The following is a 19,674-nucleotide window of genomic DNA, read 5'->3' on the forward strand; positions in this document are numbered from 1 at the left end:
CTCCTTCGAGCACGTCCCTCCCGACAGAGAGAGAACCCTCCCGTGAAGAAGAGTGCCCGCGCGCTCGCGGCCCTGCTGGTGGCCGGCCTGTCCCTGACCGCCTGTAGCTCCGGCGACTCCACCTCCGGCTCCGGCGGCTCCTCCGACGCCGTCCCCGGTGCCCAGGCGCTCGACCAGGCCTCGGGCGTCACCGGCGTCGAGTTCTGGCACTCGATGACGGGGAAGAACGCCGAGGTCCTCACCGGGCTGGTCAGCCAGTTCAACGCCGCCCACCAGGGCAAGATCGAGGTCAAGGCGCAGTTCCAGGGCAAGTACGACGACCTGGTCGCCAAGTACAAGGCCGCGGTGCAGCAGAAGGGCACCCCCGCCCTGGTGCAGGTCTACGACATCGGCACCCGGTTCATGATCGACTCCAAGCAGACCGTCCCGGCCCAGGCCTTCGCCGACAAGGACGGCTTCGCCCTCGACGACCTCGACCCGAACATCCGCAACTACTACTCCGTCGGCGGCAAGCTCGTCTCGATGCCGTTCAACTCCTCCATGCCGCTGCTCTACCTCAACGCCGACGCCTTCAAGGAGGCCGGTCTCGACCCGGCCCAGCCGCCCAAGGACCTCGCCGACCTCGGCGAGCTGGCGAAGAAGCTGACCAAGAAGGACGCCGACGGCAAGACCGTCCGCTACGGCTTCGGCGCCGCCATCTACGGCTGGTTCGTCGAGCAGCTGCTCGCCGAGTCCGGCACCATGTACTGCGACCAGGACAACGGCCGCACCAACAAGGCCGGCAAGGCCGTCTTCGACTCCGCCCAGGGCGCGCAGATCGTCCAGTGGTGGGCCGACCTCGTCAAGGGCGGCTACGCGGCCAACACCGGCCGCAACACCGACGACGCCCAGGCCGCGTTCAAGGCCGGCACCGTCGCCATGCACCTGGAGTCCACCGGCGTGCTGCGCGGCTACACCGAGGCCGCCAAGTTCGCCGTCGGCACCGCGGCCTTCCCCAAGGTCGCCGCCGCCGACCAGGGCGGCCCGGTCATCGGCGGCGCCTCGCTGTGGATCAGCGGCCCCGGCCACTCCGACGCCGAGAAGCGCGCCGCCTGGGAGTTCGAGAAGTTCGTCACCGCCCCCGAGCAGCAGGCCGCCTGGCACACCGGCACCGGCTACTTCCCGGTCAACCGCAAGTCCCTGGACGACCCCAAGGACAAGGAGTGGGTGGCCAAGTACCCGCAGTTCCAGACGGCCATCGAGCAGCTCAAGGCCACCAAGCCCTCCCCGGCCACCGCCGGCTGCCTGCTCGGCGTGATGCCGCAGGCCCGCAAGGGCGTCGAGACGGCCATCGAGCAGACCATCGCCGGCTCCAAGACCGCCCAGCAGGCCCTGGCCGACGCGGCCAAGGAGCTCCAGCCCGCCATCGACAGCTACAACAGCTCCGTGAGCTGACCACCTCCCTGCCCCACGGTCACCGGCCCGACTCACGGCCACCGGCCCGCCCCACGACGGCCCGCCCGGCGCAGCACGCGCCCGGCGGGCCGCCGCCGTTCGGGACCATCGTCGGGGACGGCCGGTCGGGGCTCAGCCGTCGGAGTCCGCCCCGGGGATCTCCGAGAAGAGGAAGATCCCGGCCAGGATGAGCGCGGCCCCCACGTACTGCCAGACGTCGATGCGCTCGCCCAGGAGCGCCACGGCGAAGGCGAGTCCGAACACCGGGATGATGTTGAGCAGGACGCCCGCCGTGGTGACCGGGGTCCGCGTCACGGCGTAGTTGTACATCAGGAACGCCCCGGCCAGCCCGCCGCCGCAGACGCCCGCCGCGACGATCCAGTGCAGCGGGCGGGCGCCGCCGGTGACCAGACTGCCGCTGATGACCCACTGGCCCACGAACAGCGGCAGGGAGAACAGCAGGCCGAAGCCGAACTGGTAGGCCGTGGCGACCAGCGGATCGGTCTCCCTGACGACGCGTCCGGTGATGATGGTGGCCGCCGCGGCGGCGAACGTCCCGGCCAGCACCAGGAGATCCCCCACGCCGAGCCCCAGCAGGGCGTGGCTCCCGCCCAGCGCGGCGACGCCGACCGCGCCCAGCACGACGCCGCCGACACCGCGCGGCGTGGGTGCCCGGCGGCTGATCACCGCGGCCAGCGCCACGACGAAACAGGCCTCGGAGCCGCGGAGGATCGACGCCTGGGTGGCGTCGATCCGCGCCATCCCCAGTCCGATGGCCCCGTACCCCACCATCGGCTCGAACAGCCCGAGGAGGGCGAGGCGCTTCAACTGGTCGCGCGACGGGCGCCGGTGGCCGCCCCGGTACAGGAGGACGGCCCACGGCAGGGCGGCGGCGGTGAACAGGGAGGCGGCGAGCACCGTCATGACGGGAAGTCCCCGGATGGAGTACTTCTCCGCGGTGGTCCACAGGCCCCAGATCGCCGAGGCCCCGATCAGCGTCAGCGTCCCTCCCGGGTGGCGGACGGCGTTGCCGAGCACGCCGGTGCCGGAGCCCCGGGGCGGGGGCGGCAGGGTGGGGTTCGGCCGGCGCGGGGTGGGTTCGGAGACCATGGGCCGGTGGTTCCCTTCGGCGGGGGCGGTCAGTCCTCGGTGGTCTTGGGCGGGTAGGTGTGCGTGATGCCCCACGGGTCGGTCACGGTCCCGTTCCCGTTCAGGTAGGTCGGGCCGATGGGCACCTTGCCGTGGCCGCCGGGGATGTCGAGCACGTAGGTGGGCTGGCACAGGCCCGAGACGCGGCCGCGCAGGCTGCGGGCGAGCGCCTGCCCTTCCTTGATGGTGGTGCGGAAGTGGCTGGTGCCCACGGCGAGGTCGCCGTGGTGGAGGTAGTAGGGCTTGACCCGGTTGACGATCAGGGTGCGGAACAGGTCCTCCAGCGCCTCGGGGTTGTCGTTGACCCCCTTGAGCAGCACCGTCTGGCTGACCAACGGGATCCCGGAGCCGGCCAGCAGCCGCAGCGCGCGCCGCGCGCCGTCGCCGATCTCCTGGCTGTGGTTGGTGTGCACGACGACCCAGACCGGAGTGTCCATGGTGAGGGCTTCGACCAGGTCCTCGGTCACCCGGTCCGGGTCCACCACGGGCACGCGGGTGTGGAAGCGGATCACCTTGACGTGTTCGATCCCGTCGAGCGCCCTGAGGATCGGCCGCAGGCGGTCGGGCGACATGATGAACGGGTCGCCACCGGTGAAGATCACCTCCCAGATCTCCGGGTGGGAGCGGATGTAGTCCAGCGCGGCGGCGAGTTGGGACTCCTTCAGCATCGAGTCGCCGGGGCCGACCACCTCCCGGCGGAAGCAGAACCGGCAGTACACCGGGCACACCAGGACGGGCTTGAGCAGCACGCGGTCCGGGTAGCGGTGGGTGACGCCCTTCACCGGGGTGAAGGGATCGTCGCCGATGGGGTCCTCCCGCTCCTCCGGCAGGGAGGTCAACTCGTCTTCGGTGGGCACGAACTGACGGGCCACCGGGTCGTCCAGCTCGACGATGCGGCTGCGCATCGCCGGTGTGATGCTCAATGCGTACCGTTTGGCGACATCGGTGATCGCCGCGACCTGATCCTCCTGGATCAGGTGCTGTGCGAGCAGTTCCTTGGGAGTGCGGATCGGGCGCGAACCAGCCATGGGTTCAACTCCTGGAGAGAAACCGAATGGGGATCGTTCAGCGACCGGGCACGGAGGTGCCCGGGGAGAATCCGGGAACGCACGTCGGCGGACAGTGGAATTCCGGGGGCGATAGCGCCGCGAGGCTGCGAGGGTGCGGATCCGGAGGGCGATCCGGCGGCGAAACCCAGTCGGGACAGGTCCGTTTGTCCCTCGGCTGAAGGCCGACAATCAAGGACGCTACCCTCGGTGGTCTGAACGCGTCAAGGATCGTCTGTGGCGGTGTCCGGAGCCTCGGGTCATCGAATGGTGATGATCGATTCCGGCCCGGCAAAAGGCCGTTAAGCCGGTAAGGCGTTAAAGCGGTAAGGCGTTAAAGCGTTAAGGCGTCACGCCGAGAGGGCTTCGCCGTCCTCCGGGAGCGCGCACACGGCCGCCAGCTCGTCCAGCGACAGATCCAGCGCGAACGCCAGCGCGGCGATGGTGAAGAACGACGGCGTCGGCGCCCGTCCGGTCTCGATCTTGCGCAACGTCTCCGCCGAGACGCCGGCCACCGCCGCCACCTCGACCATGCTGCGCGCGCCGCGCGCCTCGCGCAGCAGCGCCCCGAAGCGCTCCCCGCGCTCGCGCTCCCACGGGGTCAGTGGAGTCCTCACCATGCCGTCGATACTAGGCCCTCCCTCCGGGGTCGCGTCGTGCTCCCGCGAGGTCGCGCCGTGCGCCCCGCTCCGGTGCTCCCGTCCTGCCGCGCGGCCGCCCCGCCTTCGACCGTGATACAAATACCGGTATAAGAATTGGATTGAGGGGAGACGACCCACCATGGTCGAAATCAAGTCGGACGCCGCCCTGGACGCGATGCGCGAAGCCGGGCGGGTGGTGGCGGACGCGCTGGCCGCCGTGCAGGACGCGGCGGCCGTGGGCGTCAGCCTGCTGGAGCTGGACGAGGTGGCGCACGGCGTGCTGAGGGCGGCCGGGGCCACCTCGCCGTTCCTCGGCTACCGGCCGTCCTTCGCGCCCGTGCCGTTCCCGGCCGTCATCTGCGCCTCGGTGAACGACGCCGTCGTGCACGGCATCCCGGGCGGCTACCGGCTGCGCGACGGCGACCTGGTGAGCATCGACTGCGGCGCCCTCCTGGACGGCTGGGCCGGGGACTCCGCCGTCAGCTTCACCGTCGGCGCCGCCCGGCCCGAGGACGCGGTACTGATCGACACCACCCGGCGCGCCCTGGAGGCCGGGATCGCCGCCGCCGTGGTCGGCAACCGGATCGGCGACATCGCGCACGCCATCGGCAAGGTCGCCCGCGCCGGACGCTACGGCCTGCTCGAAGGCTTCGGCGGGCACGGCATCGGGCGGAGCATGCACGAGGACCCGCACGTACCCAACGAGGGCCGCCCGGGCCGGGGTTACCCGCTGCGCCCCGGCCTGGTGCTGGCGCTGGAGCCGATGCTGACGGCGGGCGGCCGGGGCGACTACCACACCGATCCGGACGGCTGGACGCTGCGCACCACGGACGGCAGCCGTGCCGCGCACATCGAGCACACCGTCGCCATCACCGAGGACGGCCCGCGCGTCCTGACCCTCCGGTAGCCGGAGCGCGGTGGGCTGATGGTCGGCGACGACCGGACCTGTGACGGCGGGGCGGCCGCCCTCGGCTGCGCCTTCCACCCGGTGGACCATCTGCCGGTCGAGCAGCGCCCGGCCGCCCTGACGCCGCTGCTCGACCTGCCGCCCTGACCGCCGCCGGCGGCTTCGCTTCCGGCCGCGTGAGCCGCCGTGTGCGCCGGCCTCCGAGCCGGATCCGCTGGAGGATTTGACGCACTGTCAAGTGCGGTCGGGCTTGCGGGGGTTTACCCCACCACCGGTCGGCCCGCTGCCCGGATGGGCCCAAGTCCCCGTGCCCGGAAGACTTCCGGGCATGCCGAACCTCAACCGCACCCTCGCCGTGGTCACCGCGGCCGCCGCGCTCTCCGTCACCGCCCTCGCCGCCCACCCCGCCGCCGCGGCCGGCTCGGACCGCCTCACCTGGACGGCCTGCCCGGGCCAGGCCGATCCCCGCCAGCAGTGCGCCACCGTCACCGTGCCGCTCGACTACGCGCACCCGGACGGCGAGCGCATCACCATCGCCGTCTCCCGGATCACGGCCGCCAAGCCCGGTCTGCGCCGTGGTGTGCTGCTGACCGTCCCGGGCGGGCCGGGCGGCTCCGGTGTGGACGTCCCGAGCGGCGCGGTGAAGCGCCTGCCGCAGTCCGTCCTCGACCGCTACGACCTGGTCGGCTTCGATCCGCGCGGCGTGGGCCGCTCCACGCCGGTCAGCTGCGGTCTGGAGCACGCCGATCTCGCGATGGTGAAGCTGCGCCCGTGGCCGGCCGCGGACGGCTCGATCGACGATAACCTGGCCACCGCCCGCCGGATCGCCGAGACCTGCGCCCGCAACGGCGGCCCGGTGCTGCGCAGCATCTCCACCCGGAACGAGGCCCGGGACATCGACCGGATCCGCGAGGCCCTCGGCGAGCGCCGGCTCTCCGCCTGGGGCACCTCGTACGGCACGTACGCGGGGGCGGTGTACGCCACCATGTTCCCCGGGCGCACCGACCGGATCGTGCTGGACAGCAACGACGACCCGGGCCCGTCGCGGGTGGGGCGCGGCTGGCTCGCCGCCTTCGGCCGGGGCGCCGAGGACCGCTTCCCGGACTTCGCCGCGTGGGCTTCGGCGCCGGGCAACCCGGACCGGGTCGCGGACACCCCGGACGAGGTCCGCCCGCTGTTCCTGGACCTCGCCGCCCGCCTCGACGCCGCGCCGCTGCCCTGGCCCGGCGCCAACCCTGCGGAACTGAGCGGCAACGTGCTGCGCGAGACGATGCTGGAGAGCCTGTACGCGGACGCCAAGTTCCCCGACCTGGCCCGGCTGATGTTGGTCGGCCTCGGCCGTCGGCCGCTGCCCGCCCCGGTGCTGCCGCCGGACGAGGCGGTGCAGAACACCATCGCCGTGTCGGTCGGCGCCCTCTGCAACGACGTCGGCTGGCCCGCCGATCCGGCCGGTTACGTCCGGGACGTGGCCGCCGAGCGCGCCGCCCGTCCGCTCACCGCGGGCATGCCGGTGAACGTGATGCCGTGCGCCTTCGGGCCGTTCGCGCCGGGCGAGCCGCCGGTGCGGGTGACCGGCCGGGGCCCGGCGAACATCCTGCTGGCGCAGAACCTGCGGGATCCGGCCACCCCGTACGCGGGTGCGCTCAAGCTCCGTGCGGCGCTGGGTGATCGGGCCCGGATGGTGACGGTGGACTCCGGCGGCCACGACGTCTACCGGGCCAACGGGAACGCCTGCGGCGACGCGGCGGTGACGGACTTCCTGGTCACCGGTCGTCGCCCGGCCGGGGACGTGTCCTGCCCGGCAGGCTGAGCAGGGGCGGGCCGGCCGACCGGCGGACGGCGGGATCAACAGGCCGTAGACGAACGGTCCTTGTCCGAACCCGGGCGTCCGTCCGACCGGCTGGAATGAGCCGAATCTGTGGCGGATTTGTGACAAAGCTTCGCCAACACCCTGCCCTGGCACGGTATTCGCGGCCGTAGTGTTCCAGTTATGTCACCGAAGAGCCGCATACCTGCCCCGGACGCGGGCGACACCTGGGTGCCGCGCCCGCGGCGTCGTGAGACCCCGATCGGATTCCTGGGTCACACGGTCACGTTCCTCGGCTGCTGCACTCTCGGCGGTGTCCTGCTGGCCGGCCTCATCCTTCCCGCGGCGGGCGCCGTCGGGCTCGGGGCCAAGAGCAGCGCCGAGGGCTTCGAGAGCATCCCCGACGACTTCAAGGCGCCGGCGCTGACGCAGGCCACCCAGGTCTTCGACGCCAAGGGAGGCCTGATCGCCAAGGTCTACGAGCGGGACCGCACGGTGATACCCGCCGAGCAGATGTCACCGCTGATGCGCCAGGCGCAGGTGGACATCGAGGACGCCCGCTTCTACGAGCACGGCGCCGTCGACCTCAAGGGCATCCTGCGGGCGATCACCAAGAACGCGGAGAGTGGCGCCGCCGTCCAGGGCGCGTCGACGCTGACCCAGCAGTACGTGAAGAACGTCAACGTGGAGAAGGCCGGCGACGACCCGGTGGCCGTCCTGGAGGCGCAGCGCAAGACGCTCGGCCGCAAGATCCAGGAACTCCGGTACGCCATCAAGCTGGAGGAGGATCTGACGAAGGATCAGATCCTCACCAACTACCTGAACATCACCTTCTACGGCCATCAGGCGTACGGCATACAGGCGGCCTCCCAGCGCTACTTCAGCAAGGACGCGAAGGACCTCGCCCTCCCCGAGGCGGCCATGCTCGCCGGGCTGGTGCAGAACCCGTCCCAGTACGACCCGAAGCTGCACCCGGTGGCCGCGCAGAAGCGTCGGGACACCGTCATCGACAAGATGGTCGAGAACAAGCACATCACCGCGGACCAGGCCAAGGAGGCCAAGGCCGCGCCGCTGGGCCTGAAGTACCGGGACCCGCAGAACGGCTGCATCACCGCCCAGGCCGGCATGGGCTTCTTCTGCGACTACGTGCGCCACGTGGTCAAGCAGGACCCGGTGTTCGGCAAGAGCGCCGCCGAGCGCAAGAAGCTGTGGGACACCGGCGGCCTCAACATCTACACCACGCTGGACCCGGACAAGCAGGCCGCCGCCCAGAACGCCGTCTCCGAGCAGGTGTACGTCACCGACCCGGTCTCGGCGGCGATGACGATGGTCGAGCCCGGCACCGGCAAGATCCTGGCGATGGCGCAGACCCGCCCCTACGGTCTGGCGAAGGAGAAGAACCAGACCGTCGTCAACTACAACGTGGACGCGGCGATGGGCGGCGGCATCGGCTTCCAGCCCGGCTCCAACTTCAAGCCGATCGTGGCCGCCGCCGCCCTGGAGGCCGGCCTGCCGCCCACCCAGCGGTACGACTCGCCCAACCGGATGGACTGGCCGACGACGAGGACCTGCGACGGCACCTGGAAGAACCCGAACAAGGGCAAGAAGGAGGGCAGCATCCCGAACGAGAGCCCGCGCGAGGTCGGCCCGTACGAGCTCAAGGAGGCGATGGCCCTCTCGGTGAACACCTACTTCGTGCAGATGGAGCAGGAGATCGGCCTCTGCGCGGTCAAGCAGATGGCCAACAAGCTGGGCGTCACCGGCAAGGCCGACGGCAAGCCGCTGGAAGAGGTCCCCGCCCTCGGCCTCGGCACCCAGGAGGTGAGCCCGTTGACGATGGCCAACGTGTACGCGAGCTTCGCCGCCCGCGGCACCTACTGCGTGCCGCTGGCGATCAACAAGATCTCCACGGTGGACGGCAAGGACGTCCCGGTGAGCCCGGCCAAGTGCACCGAGGCGATGTCCACGGACACCGCCGACGTGATCAACAGCGTGCTGCTCGGGGTGACGGAGAAGGGCACCGCCAAGGAGCTCAGGCTGGACGACCGCCGGCAGATCGCGGCCAAGACCGGGACGACGGACGAGAAGAAGTCGGCCTGGTTCACCGGCTACACCGGCAACCTGGCCGGCTCGGTCTGGCTGGGCAGCCCGGGCACCAAGGTGCCGATGAAGAACATCCGGATCGGCGGCCACTACCAGCAGGAGGTCTTCGGCGCGACCGGCCCGGGCCCGATCTGGGAGCAGGCGATGAGCGACGCCGTCCGGAACATGCCGGAGAAGGACTTCCCGACGGTCTACATCCCGGACCCGCCCAAGCGCGACCCGAACTGCGCCACCCCCAGCGGCTCGCCGACCGGCACCTGCGGGAGCGGCTCGGGCAAGCAGCGCCCGAGCAGCCCCGGCAACCCGAGCAGCCCCGGCACCCTGAGCACCCCGGGCACCCCGGGCGGTCCGCTCAACCCGAACAGTCCGGTCGGCCGCTCCGCGCCGTCCACGCCGTCGGGGCAGCCCGGGCAGTCCACCCCGTTGGCTCCCCCCGCGCCGGCCGACCCCGGCGACAACCAGGACCAGTGAGCCGCCCGGTCCCGCCTGAGTACCCGTACTCAGGCGGGGCCGCGGACCGGCGGCGGACGATGGGTGCCATGCCGCACAGCATCCTCGGTGTCCCCGCCGTGTTCTGGCCCTCGATCGGCTACCTGGCCGGGTACCTGGTGATCGGGCTAGCCGCCGCCCGCGAACTGCGCGCGGGCACCAGCGCGGCCAACGCGGTCCGGCAGTGGACCGCCGCCGTCTGGACGATGCCCGGCTTCCTGCCGGCGATGCTCGTCAACCCGTTCCCGGACGGCAGTGCGGCCCGCTTCCTGTCCGCCACCGCCGTGGGCGCGGCGGGCAACGCGGCGCTGCTCGCCCTGCTCGCCCACGTGGTGGGGCTGCCGTAGCGCGGACGCTACCGTGCCTCGACCGGCTCGCCGGTGTCCTGGTCCAGGTTGAAGACCCGCCGGTAGGAGTCGGTGACCACGGTGATCTGGTCCCGGCCGGTCCAACTCGCCTCCACCAGCCGGGCGTCGTCCGGTGCCCGGCCGATCTGGGCCAGCGACCAGCGCCGCCCGGACCAGCCCGCGCCGACCTCCAGCAGCACCTGCCAGTCGTCGTTGTCCTTCGGCGCGGTGGCGTACGAGCGGTGCACCACGACCAGGGCCAGCTCCGGGCGGGCCGGGGCGGTCTCCCGGCTGCGCGTCTCGGCCGCCGAGACCTTGTGCGCGGCCAGCACGCCGAGCAGGAACACCACCCCGGCCGTCACCGTGACCGCCCGGGTGGCCGTCCGTACGGCGGTGCGCCGGTCGCCCAGCCAGGCGGCGGCGATCAGCGCGGCCAGCGCCGCGCCGAGCAGCAGCTCGGGCCGGTTGAGCAGGTCGGCGACCAGCATCAGCCCGCCCGAGCGGCTCTCCCACTGCCCCTCGGTGTAGAGCAGCACGGCGGCCGCCCCGCCCGCCAGCAGCAGCCGGACCAGGACGCGCCTGGCCTTCGGCATCCGGTTCCTCATCGTCCCCCCGTCCGATGCGTCACAGCTCTGCGAGCAGCTTGCGGCCCTCCGGCCAGTCGCCCAGCCCGGAGTCCGAGTTGAGGTGTCCGTACGCGCCCGGCTCGACGTACCGGGCGCCCCACGCGCCGGCGAACAGCCGGGCCCGCTCGGGGCTGACCCACGGGTCGTCGGTGCTGGCGACGACCACGGCCGGGAACGGGAACGGCGCCAGGGCCACCGGCCGGAAGCCGGTCAGCTGCGGGACTTCGGCGGTGTCGATGTCCGCGGGGGCGACCAGCAGCGCGCCGCGCACCGCGGCGGTCCGCCCGGCGGGCGCGGCGGCCACCCAGCGGGCCACCGTGACGCAGCCGAGGCTGTGGGCGACCAGCACCACCGGCCCTTCGGCGGCGGCCTCGGCCACCGCCGCGTCCACCCGGGCGATCCAGTCGCTCTGGTCGGGGTGGTCCCAGTCCGCCTGCTGGACCCGGCGGAAGGCGTCCGGTTCGGCGGCCTCCCAGCGGGTCTGCCAGTGCTCCGGGCCCGAGTTCTGGTAGCCGGGCAGGACGAGGTGGGTGGTGCGGTCCGGCATGGGCTCCTCCGGTGTGCGGTCGTGGCGGGTAGCAGGAGTCTAGGACGCGGGCAGCCGCGGCCCGCAGCCGGGCGGTGACCCGGCGCGCACGACCCTCGGCAGGCGCGCACACCCGGTGACGCGCCGCATTACGCCCGGTGCGCCCTGTTGCCAACGGCACGGCCGGTGCGGGAGGTTGGTCCGGGCCCGCGGCCGGTGGCCACCGGCCGGGGCCCACGCCGTGTCGGACGCTCGACCATGTGGAGGGATGTCGGCGATGACATCGAAGATCCTGCTCGTCACCGGGGACGCCGCCGAGTCGCTGGAGGTGTTCTACCCGTACCAGCGGCTGCGCGAGGAGGGCTACCAGGTCGACATCGCCGCCCCGACCAGGAAGCGACTCCAGTTCGTCGTCCACGACTTCGTCGACGGCTACGACACCTACACCGAGAAGCCCGGCTACACCTGGCCCGCCGACCTCGCCTTCGCCGACGTCGACCCGGCCGACTACGTCGCGCTGGTCATCCCCGGCGGCCGCGCCCCCGAGTACCTTCGCAACGACCCGGACGTGCAGCGGATCGTCCAGCACTTCTTCGCCGGCGACAAGCCGGTCGCACAGATCTGCCACGGCCCGCTGATCACCGCCGCCGCCGGGGTGCTGTCCGGCCGCCGCAGCGCCGCCTACCCGGCGCTGGCGCCGGACGTGAAGGCGGCGGGCGCCGAATTCGTCGACGGCGAGGCGGTGGTGGACGGCGTGGTCGTCTCGGCCCGCGCCTGGCCCGACCACCCGGCGTGGCTGCGCGCGTTCATCGAGATCCTGCGCACCAAGGCGCCGGCTTCCTGACCCGCCCGCCCAGGCCCGTCGCGCCCCCGACCCGTCTCGGGGGCGCGACTCCGGGAACCCGTCAGGGTCACGCCCCTCCCCAGGTAGCAGGCGCGCCGCCCCGGAGGCTGACGACCGCCCCGCAGTCGCCCTGCCATGGTGTCAAAGACCATGGCAGCGGCGGAGGTTGACAGCCCTGCCGGCCGGAACAGGGAGGACGTCATGACCACCGACCCAGCCGCCACCACCCGGCGCCGCCGACGCGGGCCGGCCCTGCGCGCCGCCGTCGCGGCCCTCGCGGGCGCGGGCCTGATCGCCGCGCTCGCCCCGGCCGCCGCCGCCCAGGACGCGGCCCGCCCGGCGAGTGCCACCGACCGCAGCGCCGACTGGACGGCCCTCGACACCGCCCTCGCCGACCTGACCGCGAAGAACGTCGCCACCTCCTCCCTCGCCGCCGTGCGCGAGAACGGCCGGCTCGTCCACCGCGCCGCCGGCGGCGTCGCCCGGCTCGGCGCGGACACCCCCGCCGACCCCGCGGGCCGCTTCCGGATCGGCAGCACCACCAAGACCTTCGTGGCCACCGTGCTGCTCCAACTCGTCGGCGAGGGACGACTGGGACTGGACGACCGCCTGGAGAGCCTGCTGCCCGGCGCGGTGCCGAACAGCGCGGACATCACCGTCCGCGAACTCCTCAACCACACCAGCGGCGTCGCCGACTACACCCAGGACCCGGCCTTCAACTCCTACGACCAGAACTGGCTCGACACCGGCCGCTACACGTCCTACAGCCCGCAGGACCAGGTGGACATCGCCGACAAGTACCCGCCCGCCTTCCGCCCCGGCCAGGACTGGCAGTACTCCAACACCAACTACGCCCTGGTCGCGCTGATCATCGAACGCCTCACCGGCCACGGCTGGAACGAGGAGGTGGAACGCCGGATCATCCGCCCGCTCGGCCTGACGGGCACCTCGATGCCGCTCTACTCCCCGGTCATCCCCGGCTCGCACGCCCACGCCTACCTCAAGCTCGACAGCGGCCCGGCCGACGTCACCTCGCTCAACCCCTCCATGGCCGGCCCCTCCGGCGCGGGCATCTCCACCACCGCGGACCTGACGACGTTCATCCGCGCCCTGCTCGGCGGCCGGCTGCTGCGCCCCGCCGAACTCGCCGAGATGCAGAAGACCACCGCCCACGGCGGGGGCCAGGCCTACGGGCTCGGCCTCCAGCGGGTGGACACCCCGTGCGGTGCGTTCTGGGGCCACGCCGGCGGGATCCCCGGCTACAGCACGATGATGCTCGGCTCGCTCGACGGGAAGCGCCAGTTCGCCAACAGCACGACCTTCTACGACGCGCCGGATCCGGCCGCGGCCCTCGCCGCCTGGCAGCGGGCGGTGAACGCCGGCGTCTGCGGCGGGCAGGGGTAGGACGGGTGCTGCGGATCCGCCCCCTACGCTGTCCGGCGACAGGAACGGCCGACCGTCACCAGGAGGACGAGACATGGCAGAGCCGCTGATCGCCGCAGTCGGGGGCAAGGTGCCCACCGTCGACCCGGGCGCCTTCCTCGCACCGAACGCCGTCGTGGTCGGGGACGTGACGATCGGCCCTGGCGCGGGCGTCTGGTACGGGGCGGTGCTGCGCGGCGACGCCGAGTCCATCACCGTGGGCCGGGACAGCAACATCCAGGACAACTGCACCCTGCACGCCGACCCCGGCTTCCCGCTGGTGGTCGGCGAGCGGATCTCGGTCGGGCACAACGCGGTGCTGCACGGCTGCGTGGTCGAGGACGACGCCCTGGTCGGGATGAACGCCACCGTGCTCAACGGCGCCCGGATCGGCGCCGGTTCGCTGGTCGCGGCGGGCGCGGTGGTGCCGCAGGGCATGCGGGTGCCGCCCGGCTCGCTGGTCGCCGGGGTCCCGGCCAAGGTCCGCCGCGAGCTGACCGAGGACGAGAAGGCCGGCATCAAGGCCAACGGCGAGGGCTACCTGCTGCTGGCCGCCGCCCACCGCGAGCTCGAACCCCTGGCGCAGCCCCGGGCCCAGATCCAGCCCCAGCCCTAACGCTGGACGCCGACCGGAGCCGCCGCGGCCGGAGCCGTCGCGGCCGGAACCGTCGCGGCAGGCTCCGGTGCGGCGGGCACGGGCCGGCGCCGGTCGGCCGCCCAGGCGAGCACCGCGATCAGCGCGCCCGAAGCGGCCAGGCCTGCGCCCACCAGGGTCGGCGCCGTCCAGCCGAACCCGGCGTCCAGGGCCAGCCCGCCGAAGTAGGCGCCCTGCGCGTTGGCCAGGTTGAACGCGCCCTGCACCGTCGCCGAGGCCAGCGTCGGCGCGCTGCGCGCCTTCTGCAGGACCAGCGTCTGCACCGCCGGCACGATCGCGAAGCCGAACAGCCCGATCAGCACCACCGTGACGGCGGCCGACCAGCGGGCGTGCGCGGTCACCGCGAACAGCGCCAGGGTGGCGGCCAGCAGCACGAAGGCGGCGCAGACCGTCGGGCGCAGCGCCCGGTCGGCCGCGAACCCGCCGATCACGTTGCCGATCGTCATCCCCACCCCGAACAGCGCCAGCACCAGTGTCACCGAGCCGGTGGCGTACCCGGACACCTCGGTGAGCAGCGGCGCGATGTAGCTGTAGCAGGCGAAGAAGCCACCGCAGCCGAACACCACGGTGGCCAGCGCCAGCCACAGCTGCCCGTCGCGGAAGGCCCGCAGCTCGTGCCGCAGCCCGGCCTGCCCGGGGGAGGGCAGCGACGGCACCAGCCGGGCGATGGCGAGCGTCCCGGCGGCGGCGATCAGGACGACCACCAGCATGGTCGCCCGCCAGCCCAGGTGCTGCCCCAGCAGTGTGGCGGCCGGCACGCCGACGATGTTGGCGATGGTCAGGCCGGAGAACATCACGGCCACCGCCCGGGCCCGGCGGTCCGGGGCCACCAGTTCGGCCGCGGCCACCGCGCCGGCCCCGAAGAACGCGCCGTGCGGCAGTCCGGTGATCAGCCGGGCGGCGGCCAGCGTCCAGAAGTCCGGTGCCAGCGCGCACAGCAGGTTGCCGGTGGCGAACAGCCCGGCGAGCGCCACCAGCACGGCCTTGCGCGGCCGGCCGGAGGCGAGCGCGGTGAGCAGCGGGGCGCCGATGACCACGCCCAGCGCGTACGCGGAGATCAGCCAGCCGGCCTGCGGGATGGAGACGTGCAGATCGTCGGCGACCTGGGGGAGCAGCCCCATGGCGGCGAATTCGGTGGTGCCGATGGCGAACGCGGTGACGGCCAGCGCGAGCAGCGCGAGAGGCAAGGGGGTGACTCCGGGGTGACGCCCGCGGACGGGGAGGCGCGGCGGGACGGGGGGATTCGTTCGTCCGGCATCCTAATCCGGCCGGATGACGCCGCCGTGAGGTGCGTGTGACGGGAGGGGGTCGCCAGTACGGCGTCCACGCGCGAGACTGGGTGCATGTGCCGCAACATCAAGACGTTGCGCCCGCCGGTGACGCTCGACGCCGACGAGGACGACTTCCGCGCCGCCGCGCTGCAGTACGTCCGCAAGGTGTCCGGGTTCCGCGCCCCGGCGGCGCACAACCGCGAGGCCTTCGACCGGGCCGTGGACGCGGTCGCCGAGGCCACCGCCCGGCTGCTCACCGAGCTGGAGGTCCGCGGCGCGCCCGCCCGGGCCGCCGAGGCCACCGCGTAGGCCGACCGCCGTCCGGCGGGTCCGCCGACCGCGGCCACGCATCGGGACCAGGAGATCGGGACAATCGGGACAGGAGATGGAGATGACCCCCGCGAACCGTTACGTGCTCACCTTCCCCGGCACCCCCGGCACCCAGGCCCCGCAGGACGTCGTCGTGGTCGTCCGCACCAGCGCGACGGGCCCGGGCGGACACCCGGTGTACGAGGACGCCAGCGGCATCGTCCGCGCCGAGATCAGCGACGCCGGCGAGGTCCGGATGCTCGCCAGCGGCGGCCACCAGTCCCCGCACCTGCCGGTCCACGCCGAGCCGCTGCCCTGACCGTTGCCCCGGCTGTTGCCCTGACCGTCCGGCATCCGCCGACGATTTCCGCGAACCCCCCGGGTGCCGTCCGTCCCTGGGGCAGAATCGGCCGCATGACCACAGCGCGCTGGCAGGGCACCGTCGTCGCCGAGAGCGACGAGACCGTCGTCGTCGAGGGCAACCACTACTTTCCGGTCGAATCCGTCCGGACCGAATTCCTGCGTCCGTCCGACACCACCACCGTCTGCGGCTGGAAGGGCACCGCCGGTTACTACACGTTGGAAGTGGACGGGCGGACCAACCCCGACGCGGCCTGGTACTACGCCGACCCGAAGCCGGAGGCCGAGGAGATCCGCGGCCGGGTGGCGTTCTGGCGCGGGGTCGAGATCACCGGGTAGGGCGTACCCCGGGAGCGGAGGGGGTACCGGACATCTATGGCAGTCTTCCGTAAACCCGGACGTTCCAGGCCTGTCCCCGAGCCCGCCCCCACCCCCGCCGCCGTGCCCGACGCCGGCTTGGCCGGCGAACTCGCCGAACTGGTCGAGCAGGCCGAGCAGCCCGAGGGCGAGTGGCGGATCGCCGAGTACCGGGCCGGCCGCGGCCGCGGCCGGGCCCTGGTGGCGAACGCGGCCCACCTGCTCGGCCGGGGCGGCCGGGTCGCCGCCAAGGGTGCCGCGTTCGGCGGCCGCGCCCTCACCGAGCAACTGGTGCGGGCCGCGCCGCGGATCCCGGTGCGCGACCTCGCCACGCTGCGCGCCCAGCACCCCGGCGCGGCCGACCCGGAGGCGCTGGCCGACCTGCTGGTCACCGGCGCGGCCCGGGCCTCCGGCGCGCTCGGCGCCGGCGTGGGCGCGGCGGCGATGCTGCCGGTGCCGCCCGCGATGCCGGTGGAGATCGCGGCGGAGACGCTCGCCGTCGCGGCCTTGGAGATCAAGCTGATCGCCGAACTGCACGAGGTCTACGGCGCCCGGGCGCCGGGCGGTGTCACCCAGCGGGCCGGGGCCTACCTGGGCGCCTGGGCCAACCGCCGGGGGATCGACGCGAGGTTGCTGTCCCGGCCGGCCGGGTTCGCCGCCCTGGCGCTCGGGGCGGAGGTGCGCCAGCAGGTCAGCCGCCGGCTCACCCGCAGCTCGCTGCGCCGCCTGCCGTCGCTCACCCCGCTGCTGGTCGGCGCCGGCATCGGCGCCACCGTCAACCGGCGCGACACCCGCCGGCTGGCCGCCGAGGTCCGCGCGGACCTGCGTGCGCGTCCCCCGGTCGACCGCGCCTACTGGGCCGCCGCGGCGCCGGCGGTGCGGGGCGAGGTCGTCCCGGGGGACTGAACAGCTAGGGCCTGTCCGGCGGGGCCGGGGCGGCCGCGCCCCGGCCGGCCTTGACGCCGTTCACCATCGCCTGGTGTATCGCCCGCGCGGTGGTCTCGTCCGCCGCCGGGACGGGGCTGCCGGTCACCGTGTACCAGTCCAATGCGCCGGTGTACTGGACGGTGAGCCGGGCCTCGCCGTCCACCCAGGTGGTGTGCACGGTGAGGTCGCCGGAGATGGGGCCGATCTCGGTGGTGGTGACCCCGCCGGGTCCGCTGATGATCGACTGCGTGGTCCAGGTCGCCCACGACGTGCGCGGGTCGACGGGCGGTCGGGCCTGCCTGCCGTTTTGATCGTGTTCGGTCATGCGCTTATCCTCCCCCGCCGGTGAGTCGCTGCCCGGGCAGCGACACCTGCGGTCGCGAAGACCGCCCGGTCCCACCGGGCGGTCGGGTGCTCACAGCTGTTCAGCGGTCCGGACCGGACTCCTCCAGGGTGGGCTCGCCCTCCGCCTGGGAGGTGTCCTGCGCGTGCAGGTTCTGCATCGAGGTGATGCCCTCTTCGGGATCCGCGGCGCGGACGTCCTCGTCACGGTCCGTGCTCATCTCGGCCCGTTCGCTCATGTCGGTCATGGCGGGCTCCGTCTCCTCGGCCGGTCCGGGCGCGCTCCGAGCCGGGGTGCGGCAGGGCCGGGTCTGTCTCTCACCCCCCAGCCTGCCCCCGCCCCGGCCCCGGGGCCAGCCGAACGGGCTAGGGCGGGTCTGACAATTCCCGCCGCGTGCTGATCCGACGCGAATTGTCGGACACGCCCTAGTCGCCGGCCGGCCCCGCCCTCCGTCCGACGGCCGTCACCAGGTGACGGGCAGCGACCGCATTCCGTAGATGAACGCCTCCGAGCGGAACTTCCGCCCCTCCCCGGTGGCCGCCGGCCGCAGGCCGGGCAGCCGCCGGAACAGGGTGGCCAGGGCGATCTGGAGCTCGGCGCGGGCGAGCGGCTGCCCGAGGCACTGGTGCACGCCGAAGCCGAAGGCCATGTGCCGCCGGGCGTCCCGGTCGAGGTCGAGCTGGTCGGCCGGTCGCAGGTCGGCGCCGCCGAACATCTCCTCGTCCTGGTTGGCGGTGGAGATCAGCGCGATCACGCCCTCGCCGGCCCTGATCACGGTGCCGCCCAGCTCGACGTCCTCCAGCGCGACCCGGGGCAGGCCGTGGTCCACGATGGTCAGGTGGCGCAGCAGTTCCTCGACGGCGCCGGGCAGCGCGGCCGGGTCGGCCAGCCTGGCGATCTGCTCGGGCTGGTCGAGGAGCAGGGCGGTGGAGAGCGAGATCATGTTCGCGGTCGTCTCGTGCCCGGCTATCAGCAGCAGGATGCCGGTCGTGGCGACCTCGCCCGGCGTGAGGTCGTCCCGGACGGCGAGCCGGCTGAGGATGTCGTCGCCCGGCTCCTCCCGCTTGCGGGCGGCCAGGCCGCCGAGGTACTCGCGCAGTTCGTCCGAGGCGGCCTGGACCTCCTCGGCCGAGCTGTGCTTGTTGAGCAGGGTCCGGCTGAGGCCCTGGAAGCGGTCCCGGTCCTCGTACGGGACGCCGAGCAGCAGGCAGATCACCAGCGAGGGGACGGGCAGCGCGAAGTCGGCGACCAGATCGGCCTCGGTCCGGCCGTCGGTCATCCGGTCGAGCGCCTCGTCGACGATCTGCTGGATGCCGGGGCGCATCGCCTCGACCCGCTTGACCAGGAAGTCGCCGGTGACCATCCGGCGCTGCCGGGCGTGCTCGGGGTCGTCGAGCCGCAGGAAGCTCGGGTTGGCGAGGAGGGCTTCCCGGCGGCCGGGCACCAGCAGCGGGAACCCCTGGTGGCGGGCGTCCGCGCTGAACCGGCGGTCGGACAGGATGGTGCGGACCTCGGCGTAGCCGGTGGCCAGCCAGCAGGACTCGCCGTCGGGCAGGGCGGCGCGGGTGATGGGTGCCGTCGCGGCGGCCTCGGTGTAGGCGGGCGGCGGGCTGAACGGACAGCCGGCGTCGCGCGGGGCGGGCATCGGAAAGGTCCGGGCGGTGGGTGTGCTCGTCAAGGTGGGGTCTCCTTGCGTCGCAATGTCCTCGGGTGGGTGGGGTGGCGCCGGGGCCGACGGTTCGCGCGACGACGGCCGGGAGCGGCGGTCGTCACGGTGGCCGGGGTCGGCGCGGGCGGGGGACCGTCGGGAGCCGGCGGGGGCGTCAGCCGGCGTCCTCGGCGGAGTCCTCCTCGGTGACGGTGATCGCGCCGCCCGGGCAGAGCTCGGCGGCGAGCCTCAGCACGGCGAACTGCGGGGGCTTGAACTCGGTCTGACGGAGGACCACCAGACTGTCCTGCTCGTCCTGGTCGAAGATCTCCGGAGCGTTCAGGACGCACATCCCGGAGCTGCAGCAGCGGTCCCGGTCGACGCTCACCTTCATGGTCGAGCACCTCTCGCCAGTGCGGCGCCGGGCGTCCGGCGGCCGCCTCTCGTTGTCATTGCCAACCTA

At 73.2% G+C, this 19,674-nt stretch carries 22 protein-coding genes and 1 pseudogene; 13 read left to right on the forward strand and 10 right to left on the reverse strand.

What is annotated here, in order from left to right; translation table 11 throughout:
- Positions 1–42 precede the first annotated feature (42 nt).
- A complete protein-coding gene (locus ACIOGZ_RS25420; protein ID WP_363587305.1) occupies positions 43–1,434 on the forward strand; it encodes an ABC transporter substrate-binding protein in 1,392 nt (463 codons plus the stop codon).
- Positions 1,435–1,566: 132 nt separating this feature from the next.
- Here the strand turns inward: ACIOGZ_RS25420 and ACIOGZ_RS25425 are convergent, their stop codons facing one another.
- The 3 genes from ACIOGZ_RS25425 to ACIOGZ_RS25435 all read right to left on the reverse strand — a co-directional run bounded on the left by ACIOGZ_RS25425 (position 1,567) and on the right by ACIOGZ_RS25435 (position 4,249).
- Positions 1,567–2,544, reverse strand: coding sequence for a DMT family transporter (locus ACIOGZ_RS25425; protein WP_400987441.1), 978 nt, complete (start codon positions 2,542–2,544; stop codon positions 1,567–1,569).
- A gap of 29 nt (positions 2,545–2,573) precedes the next feature.
- Positions 2,574–3,611 (reverse strand): lysine-2,3-aminomutase-like protein, encoded by a 1,038-nt coding sequence (locus tag ACIOGZ_RS25430; RefSeq protein ID WP_363587307.1) that lies wholly within the window; start codon positions 3,609–3,611, stop codon positions 2,574–2,576.
- Between the two features lie 368 nt (positions 3,612–3,979).
- Positions 3,980–4,249, reverse strand: coding sequence for a helix-turn-helix domain-containing protein (locus ACIOGZ_RS25435; protein WP_063346085.1), 270 nt, complete (start codon positions 4,247–4,249; stop codon positions 3,980–3,982).
- 160 nt (positions 4,250–4,409) lie between these two features.
- Between ACIOGZ_RS25435 and map the strand changes: the two genes are divergently transcribed.
- From map to ACIOGZ_RS25460, 5 genes and pseudogenes are all read left to right on the forward strand, one after another.
- Positions 4,410–5,177 carry a type I methionyl aminopeptidase gene (gene map / locus ACIOGZ_RS25440; RefSeq protein WP_363587308.1) on the forward strand — a complete coding sequence of 256 codons (768 nt, stop codon included), beginning with the start codon at positions 4,410–4,412 and terminating at the stop codon, positions 5,175–5,177.
- Between the two features lie 15 nt (positions 5,178–5,192).
- Positions 5,193–5,324: pseudogene (locus ACIOGZ_RS25445) on the forward strand (hydrolase); the annotation flags it as partial.
- Between the two features lie 181 nt (positions 5,325–5,505).
- Positions 5,506–6,987, forward strand: coding sequence for an alpha/beta hydrolase (locus ACIOGZ_RS25450; protein ID WP_400987443.1), 1,482 nt, complete (start codon positions 5,506–5,508; stop codon positions 6,985–6,987).
- Between the two features lie 180 nt (positions 6,988–7,167).
- Complete coding sequence (locus ACIOGZ_RS25455; protein WP_400987445.1) at positions 7,168–9,558, forward strand: transglycosylase domain-containing protein; 2,391 nt, start codon at positions 7,168–7,170, stop codon at positions 9,556–9,558.
- Between the two features lie 68 nt (positions 9,559–9,626).
- Entirely contained in the window at positions 9,627–9,923 is a 297-nt protein-coding gene (locus tag ACIOGZ_RS25460) for a hypothetical protein (protein WP_400844517.1), read from the forward strand.
- A gap of 8 nt (positions 9,924–9,931) precedes the next feature.
- Here ACIOGZ_RS25460 and ACIOGZ_RS25465 read toward each other — a convergent pair whose 3' ends face one another.
- Together ACIOGZ_RS25465 and ACIOGZ_RS25470 are read right to left on the reverse strand one after the other, a co-directional pair.
- Positions 9,932–10,516 carry a hypothetical protein gene (locus ACIOGZ_RS25465; RefSeq protein ID WP_350886005.1) on the reverse strand — a complete coding sequence of 195 codons (585 nt, stop codon included), beginning with the start codon at positions 10,514–10,516 and terminating at the stop codon, positions 9,932–9,934.
- 31 nt (positions 10,517–10,547) lie between these two features.
- Entirely contained in the window at positions 10,548–11,096 is a 549-nt protein-coding gene (locus ACIOGZ_RS25470) for an alpha/beta fold hydrolase (protein ID WP_363629645.1), read from the reverse strand.
- A gap of 256 nt (positions 11,097–11,352) precedes the next feature.
- Between ACIOGZ_RS25470 and ACIOGZ_RS25475 the strand changes: the two genes are divergently transcribed.
- The 3 genes from ACIOGZ_RS25475 (at position 11,353) to ACIOGZ_RS25485 (ending at position 13,957) form a co-directional block, all read left to right on the forward strand.
- The gene (locus ACIOGZ_RS25475) at positions 11,353–11,919 is read left to right on the forward strand and encodes a DJ-1/PfpI family protein (protein ID WP_363587313.1); all 567 of its coding nucleotides are present in this window, start codon (positions 11,353–11,355) and stop codon (positions 11,917–11,919) included.
- A gap of 201 nt (positions 11,920–12,120) precedes the next feature.
- Positions 12,121–13,323, forward strand: coding sequence for a serine hydrolase domain-containing protein (locus ACIOGZ_RS25480; RefSeq protein WP_363587314.1), 1,203 nt, complete (start codon positions 12,121–12,123; stop codon positions 13,321–13,323).
- A 73-nt stretch (positions 13,324–13,396) separates the two neighbouring features.
- The gene (locus tag ACIOGZ_RS25485; RefSeq protein WP_363587315.1) at positions 13,397–13,957 is read left to right on the forward strand and encodes a gamma carbonic anhydrase family protein; all 561 of its coding nucleotides are present in this window, start codon (positions 13,397–13,399) and stop codon (positions 13,955–13,957) included.
- On the opposite strand, the gene ACIOGZ_RS25490 is transcribed toward ACIOGZ_RS25485, so the two are convergent.
- Positions 13,954–15,183, reverse strand: coding sequence for an MFS transporter (locus ACIOGZ_RS25490; RefSeq protein ID WP_400987447.1), 1,230 nt, complete (start codon positions 15,181–15,183; stop codon positions 13,954–13,956). The genes ACIOGZ_RS25485 and ACIOGZ_RS25490 overlap by 4 nt on opposite strands.
- A gap of 156 nt (positions 15,184–15,339) precedes the next feature.
- Here ACIOGZ_RS25490 and ACIOGZ_RS25495 point away from each other — a divergent pair, with 156 nt between their 5' ends.
- The 4 genes from ACIOGZ_RS25495 (at position 15,340) to ACIOGZ_RS25510 (ending at position 17,199) form a co-directional block, all read left to right on the forward strand.
- Entirely contained in the window at positions 15,340–15,576 is a 237-nt protein-coding gene (locus ACIOGZ_RS25495; protein ID WP_350886016.1) for a DUF2277 domain-containing protein, read from the forward strand.
- Between the two features lie 82 nt (positions 15,577–15,658).
- A complete protein-coding gene (locus ACIOGZ_RS25500; RefSeq protein ID WP_350886018.1) occupies positions 15,659–15,895 on the forward strand; it encodes a DUF6296 family protein in 237 nt (78 codons plus the stop codon).
- Positions 15,896–15,990: 95 nt separating this feature from the next.
- The gene (locus ACIOGZ_RS25505; protein ID WP_063346074.1) at positions 15,991–16,275 is read left to right on the forward strand and encodes a DUF427 domain-containing protein; all 285 of its coding nucleotides are present in this window, start codon (positions 15,991–15,993) and stop codon (positions 16,273–16,275) included.
- A gap of 102 nt (positions 16,276–16,377) precedes the next feature.
- On the forward strand, positions 16,378–17,199 hold the full coding sequence (locus ACIOGZ_RS25510; RefSeq protein WP_400987449.1) for a hypothetical protein: 822 nt from the start codon (positions 16,378–16,380) through the stop codon (positions 17,197–17,199).
- Positions 17,200–17,203: 4 nt separating this feature from the next.
- On the opposite strand, the gene ACIOGZ_RS25515 is transcribed toward ACIOGZ_RS25510, so the two are convergent.
- The 4 genes from ACIOGZ_RS25515 to ACIOGZ_RS25530 all read right to left on the reverse strand — a co-directional run bounded on the left by ACIOGZ_RS25515 (position 17,204) and on the right by ACIOGZ_RS25530 (position 19,605).
- On the reverse strand, positions 17,204–17,545 hold the full coding sequence (locus ACIOGZ_RS25515) for a hypothetical protein (protein ID WP_363587318.1): 342 nt from the start codon (positions 17,543–17,545) through the stop codon (positions 17,204–17,206).
- A 100-nt stretch (positions 17,546–17,645) separates the two neighbouring features.
- On the reverse strand, positions 17,646–17,810 hold the full coding sequence (locus tag ACIOGZ_RS25520) for a hypothetical protein (protein ID WP_159398310.1): 165 nt from the start codon (positions 17,808–17,810) through the stop codon (positions 17,646–17,648).
- A 216-nt stretch (positions 17,811–18,026) separates the two neighbouring features.
- A complete protein-coding gene (locus tag ACIOGZ_RS25525) occupies positions 18,027–19,241 on the reverse strand; it encodes a cytochrome P450 (RefSeq protein ID WP_400810145.1) in 1,215 nt (404 codons plus the stop codon).
- Positions 19,242–19,386: 145 nt separating this feature from the next.
- On the reverse strand, positions 19,387–19,605 hold the full coding sequence (locus tag ACIOGZ_RS25530; protein ID WP_363587319.1) for a ferredoxin: 219 nt from the start codon (positions 19,603–19,605) through the stop codon (positions 19,387–19,389).
- Positions 19,606–19,674 lie beyond the last annotated feature (69 nt).

Origin of the sequence: Kitasatospora sp. NPDC088160, from assembly GCF_044741445.1 — a bacterium.
In the GTDB taxonomy this organism is placed as follows: Bacteria; Actinomycetota; Actinomycetes; order Streptomycetales; family Streptomycetaceae; genus Kitasatospora.

Bases quoted from the DNA above. Each gene is read 5' to 3' on its own strand.
- ACIOGZ_RS25520 (WP_159398310.1), bottom strand. From the start codon at position 17,810: ATGACCGACATGAGCGAACGGGCCGAGATGAGCACGGACCGTGACGAG.
- ACIOGZ_RS25455 (WP_400987445.1), top strand. From the start codon at position 7,168: ATGTCACCGAAGAGCCGCATACCTGCCCCGGACGCGGGCGACACCTGG.
- ACIOGZ_RS25480 (WP_363587314.1), top strand. From the start codon at position 12,121: ATGACCACCGACCCAGCCGCCACCACCCGGCGCCGCCGACGCGGGCCG.
- ACIOGZ_RS25505 (WP_063346074.1), top strand. From the start codon at position 15,991: ATGACCACAGCGCGCTGGCAGGGCACCGTCGTCGCCGAGAGCGACGAG.
- ACIOGZ_RS25470 (WP_363629645.1), bottom strand. From the start codon at position 11,096: ATGCCGGACCGCACCACCCACCTCGTCCTGCCCGGCTACCAGAACTCG.
- ACIOGZ_RS25530 (WP_363587319.1), bottom strand. From the start codon at position 19,605: ATGAAGGTGAGCGTCGACCGGGACCGCTGCTGCAGCTCCGGGATGTGC.
- ACIOGZ_RS25435 (WP_063346085.1), bottom strand. From the start codon at position 4,249: ATGGTGAGGACTCCACTGACCCCGTGGGAGCGCGAGCGCGGGGAGCGC.
- ACIOGZ_RS25500 (WP_350886018.1), top strand. From the start codon at position 15,659: ATGACCCCCGCGAACCGTTACGTGCTCACCTTCCCCGGCACCCCCGGC.
- ACIOGZ_RS25475 (WP_363587313.1), top strand. From the start codon at position 11,353: ATGACATCGAAGATCCTGCTCGTCACCGGGGACGCCGCCGAGTCGCTG.
- map (WP_363587308.1), top strand. From the start codon at position 4,410: ATGGTCGAAATCAAGTCGGACGCCGCCCTGGACGCGATGCGCGAAGCC.
- ACIOGZ_RS25465 (WP_350886005.1), bottom strand. From the start codon at position 10,516: ATGCCGAAGGCCAGGCGCGTCCTGGTCCGGCTGCTGCTGGCGGGCGGG.
- ACIOGZ_RS25460 (WP_400844517.1), top strand. From the start codon at position 9,627: ATGCCGCACAGCATCCTCGGTGTCCCCGCCGTGTTCTGGCCCTCGATC.
- ACIOGZ_RS25485 (WP_363587315.1), top strand. From the start codon at position 13,397: ATGGCAGAGCCGCTGATCGCCGCAGTCGGGGGCAAGGTGCCCACCGTC.
- ACIOGZ_RS25450 (WP_400987443.1), top strand. From the start codon at position 5,506: ATGCCGAACCTCAACCGCACCCTCGCCGTGGTCACCGCGGCCGCCGCG.
- ACIOGZ_RS25515 (WP_363587318.1), bottom strand. From the start codon at position 17,545: ATGACCGAACACGATCAAAACGGCAGGCAGGCCCGACCGCCCGTCGAC.
- ACIOGZ_RS25495 (WP_350886016.1), top strand. From the start codon at position 15,340: ATGTGCCGCAACATCAAGACGTTGCGCCCGCCGGTGACGCTCGACGCC.
- ACIOGZ_RS25425 (WP_400987441.1), bottom strand. From the start codon at position 2,544: ATGGTCTCCGAACCCACCCCGCGCCGGCCGAACCCCACCCTGCCGCCC.
- ACIOGZ_RS25430 (WP_363587307.1), bottom strand. From the start codon at position 3,611: ATGGCTGGTTCGCGCCCGATCCGCACTCCCAAGGAACTGCTCGCACAG.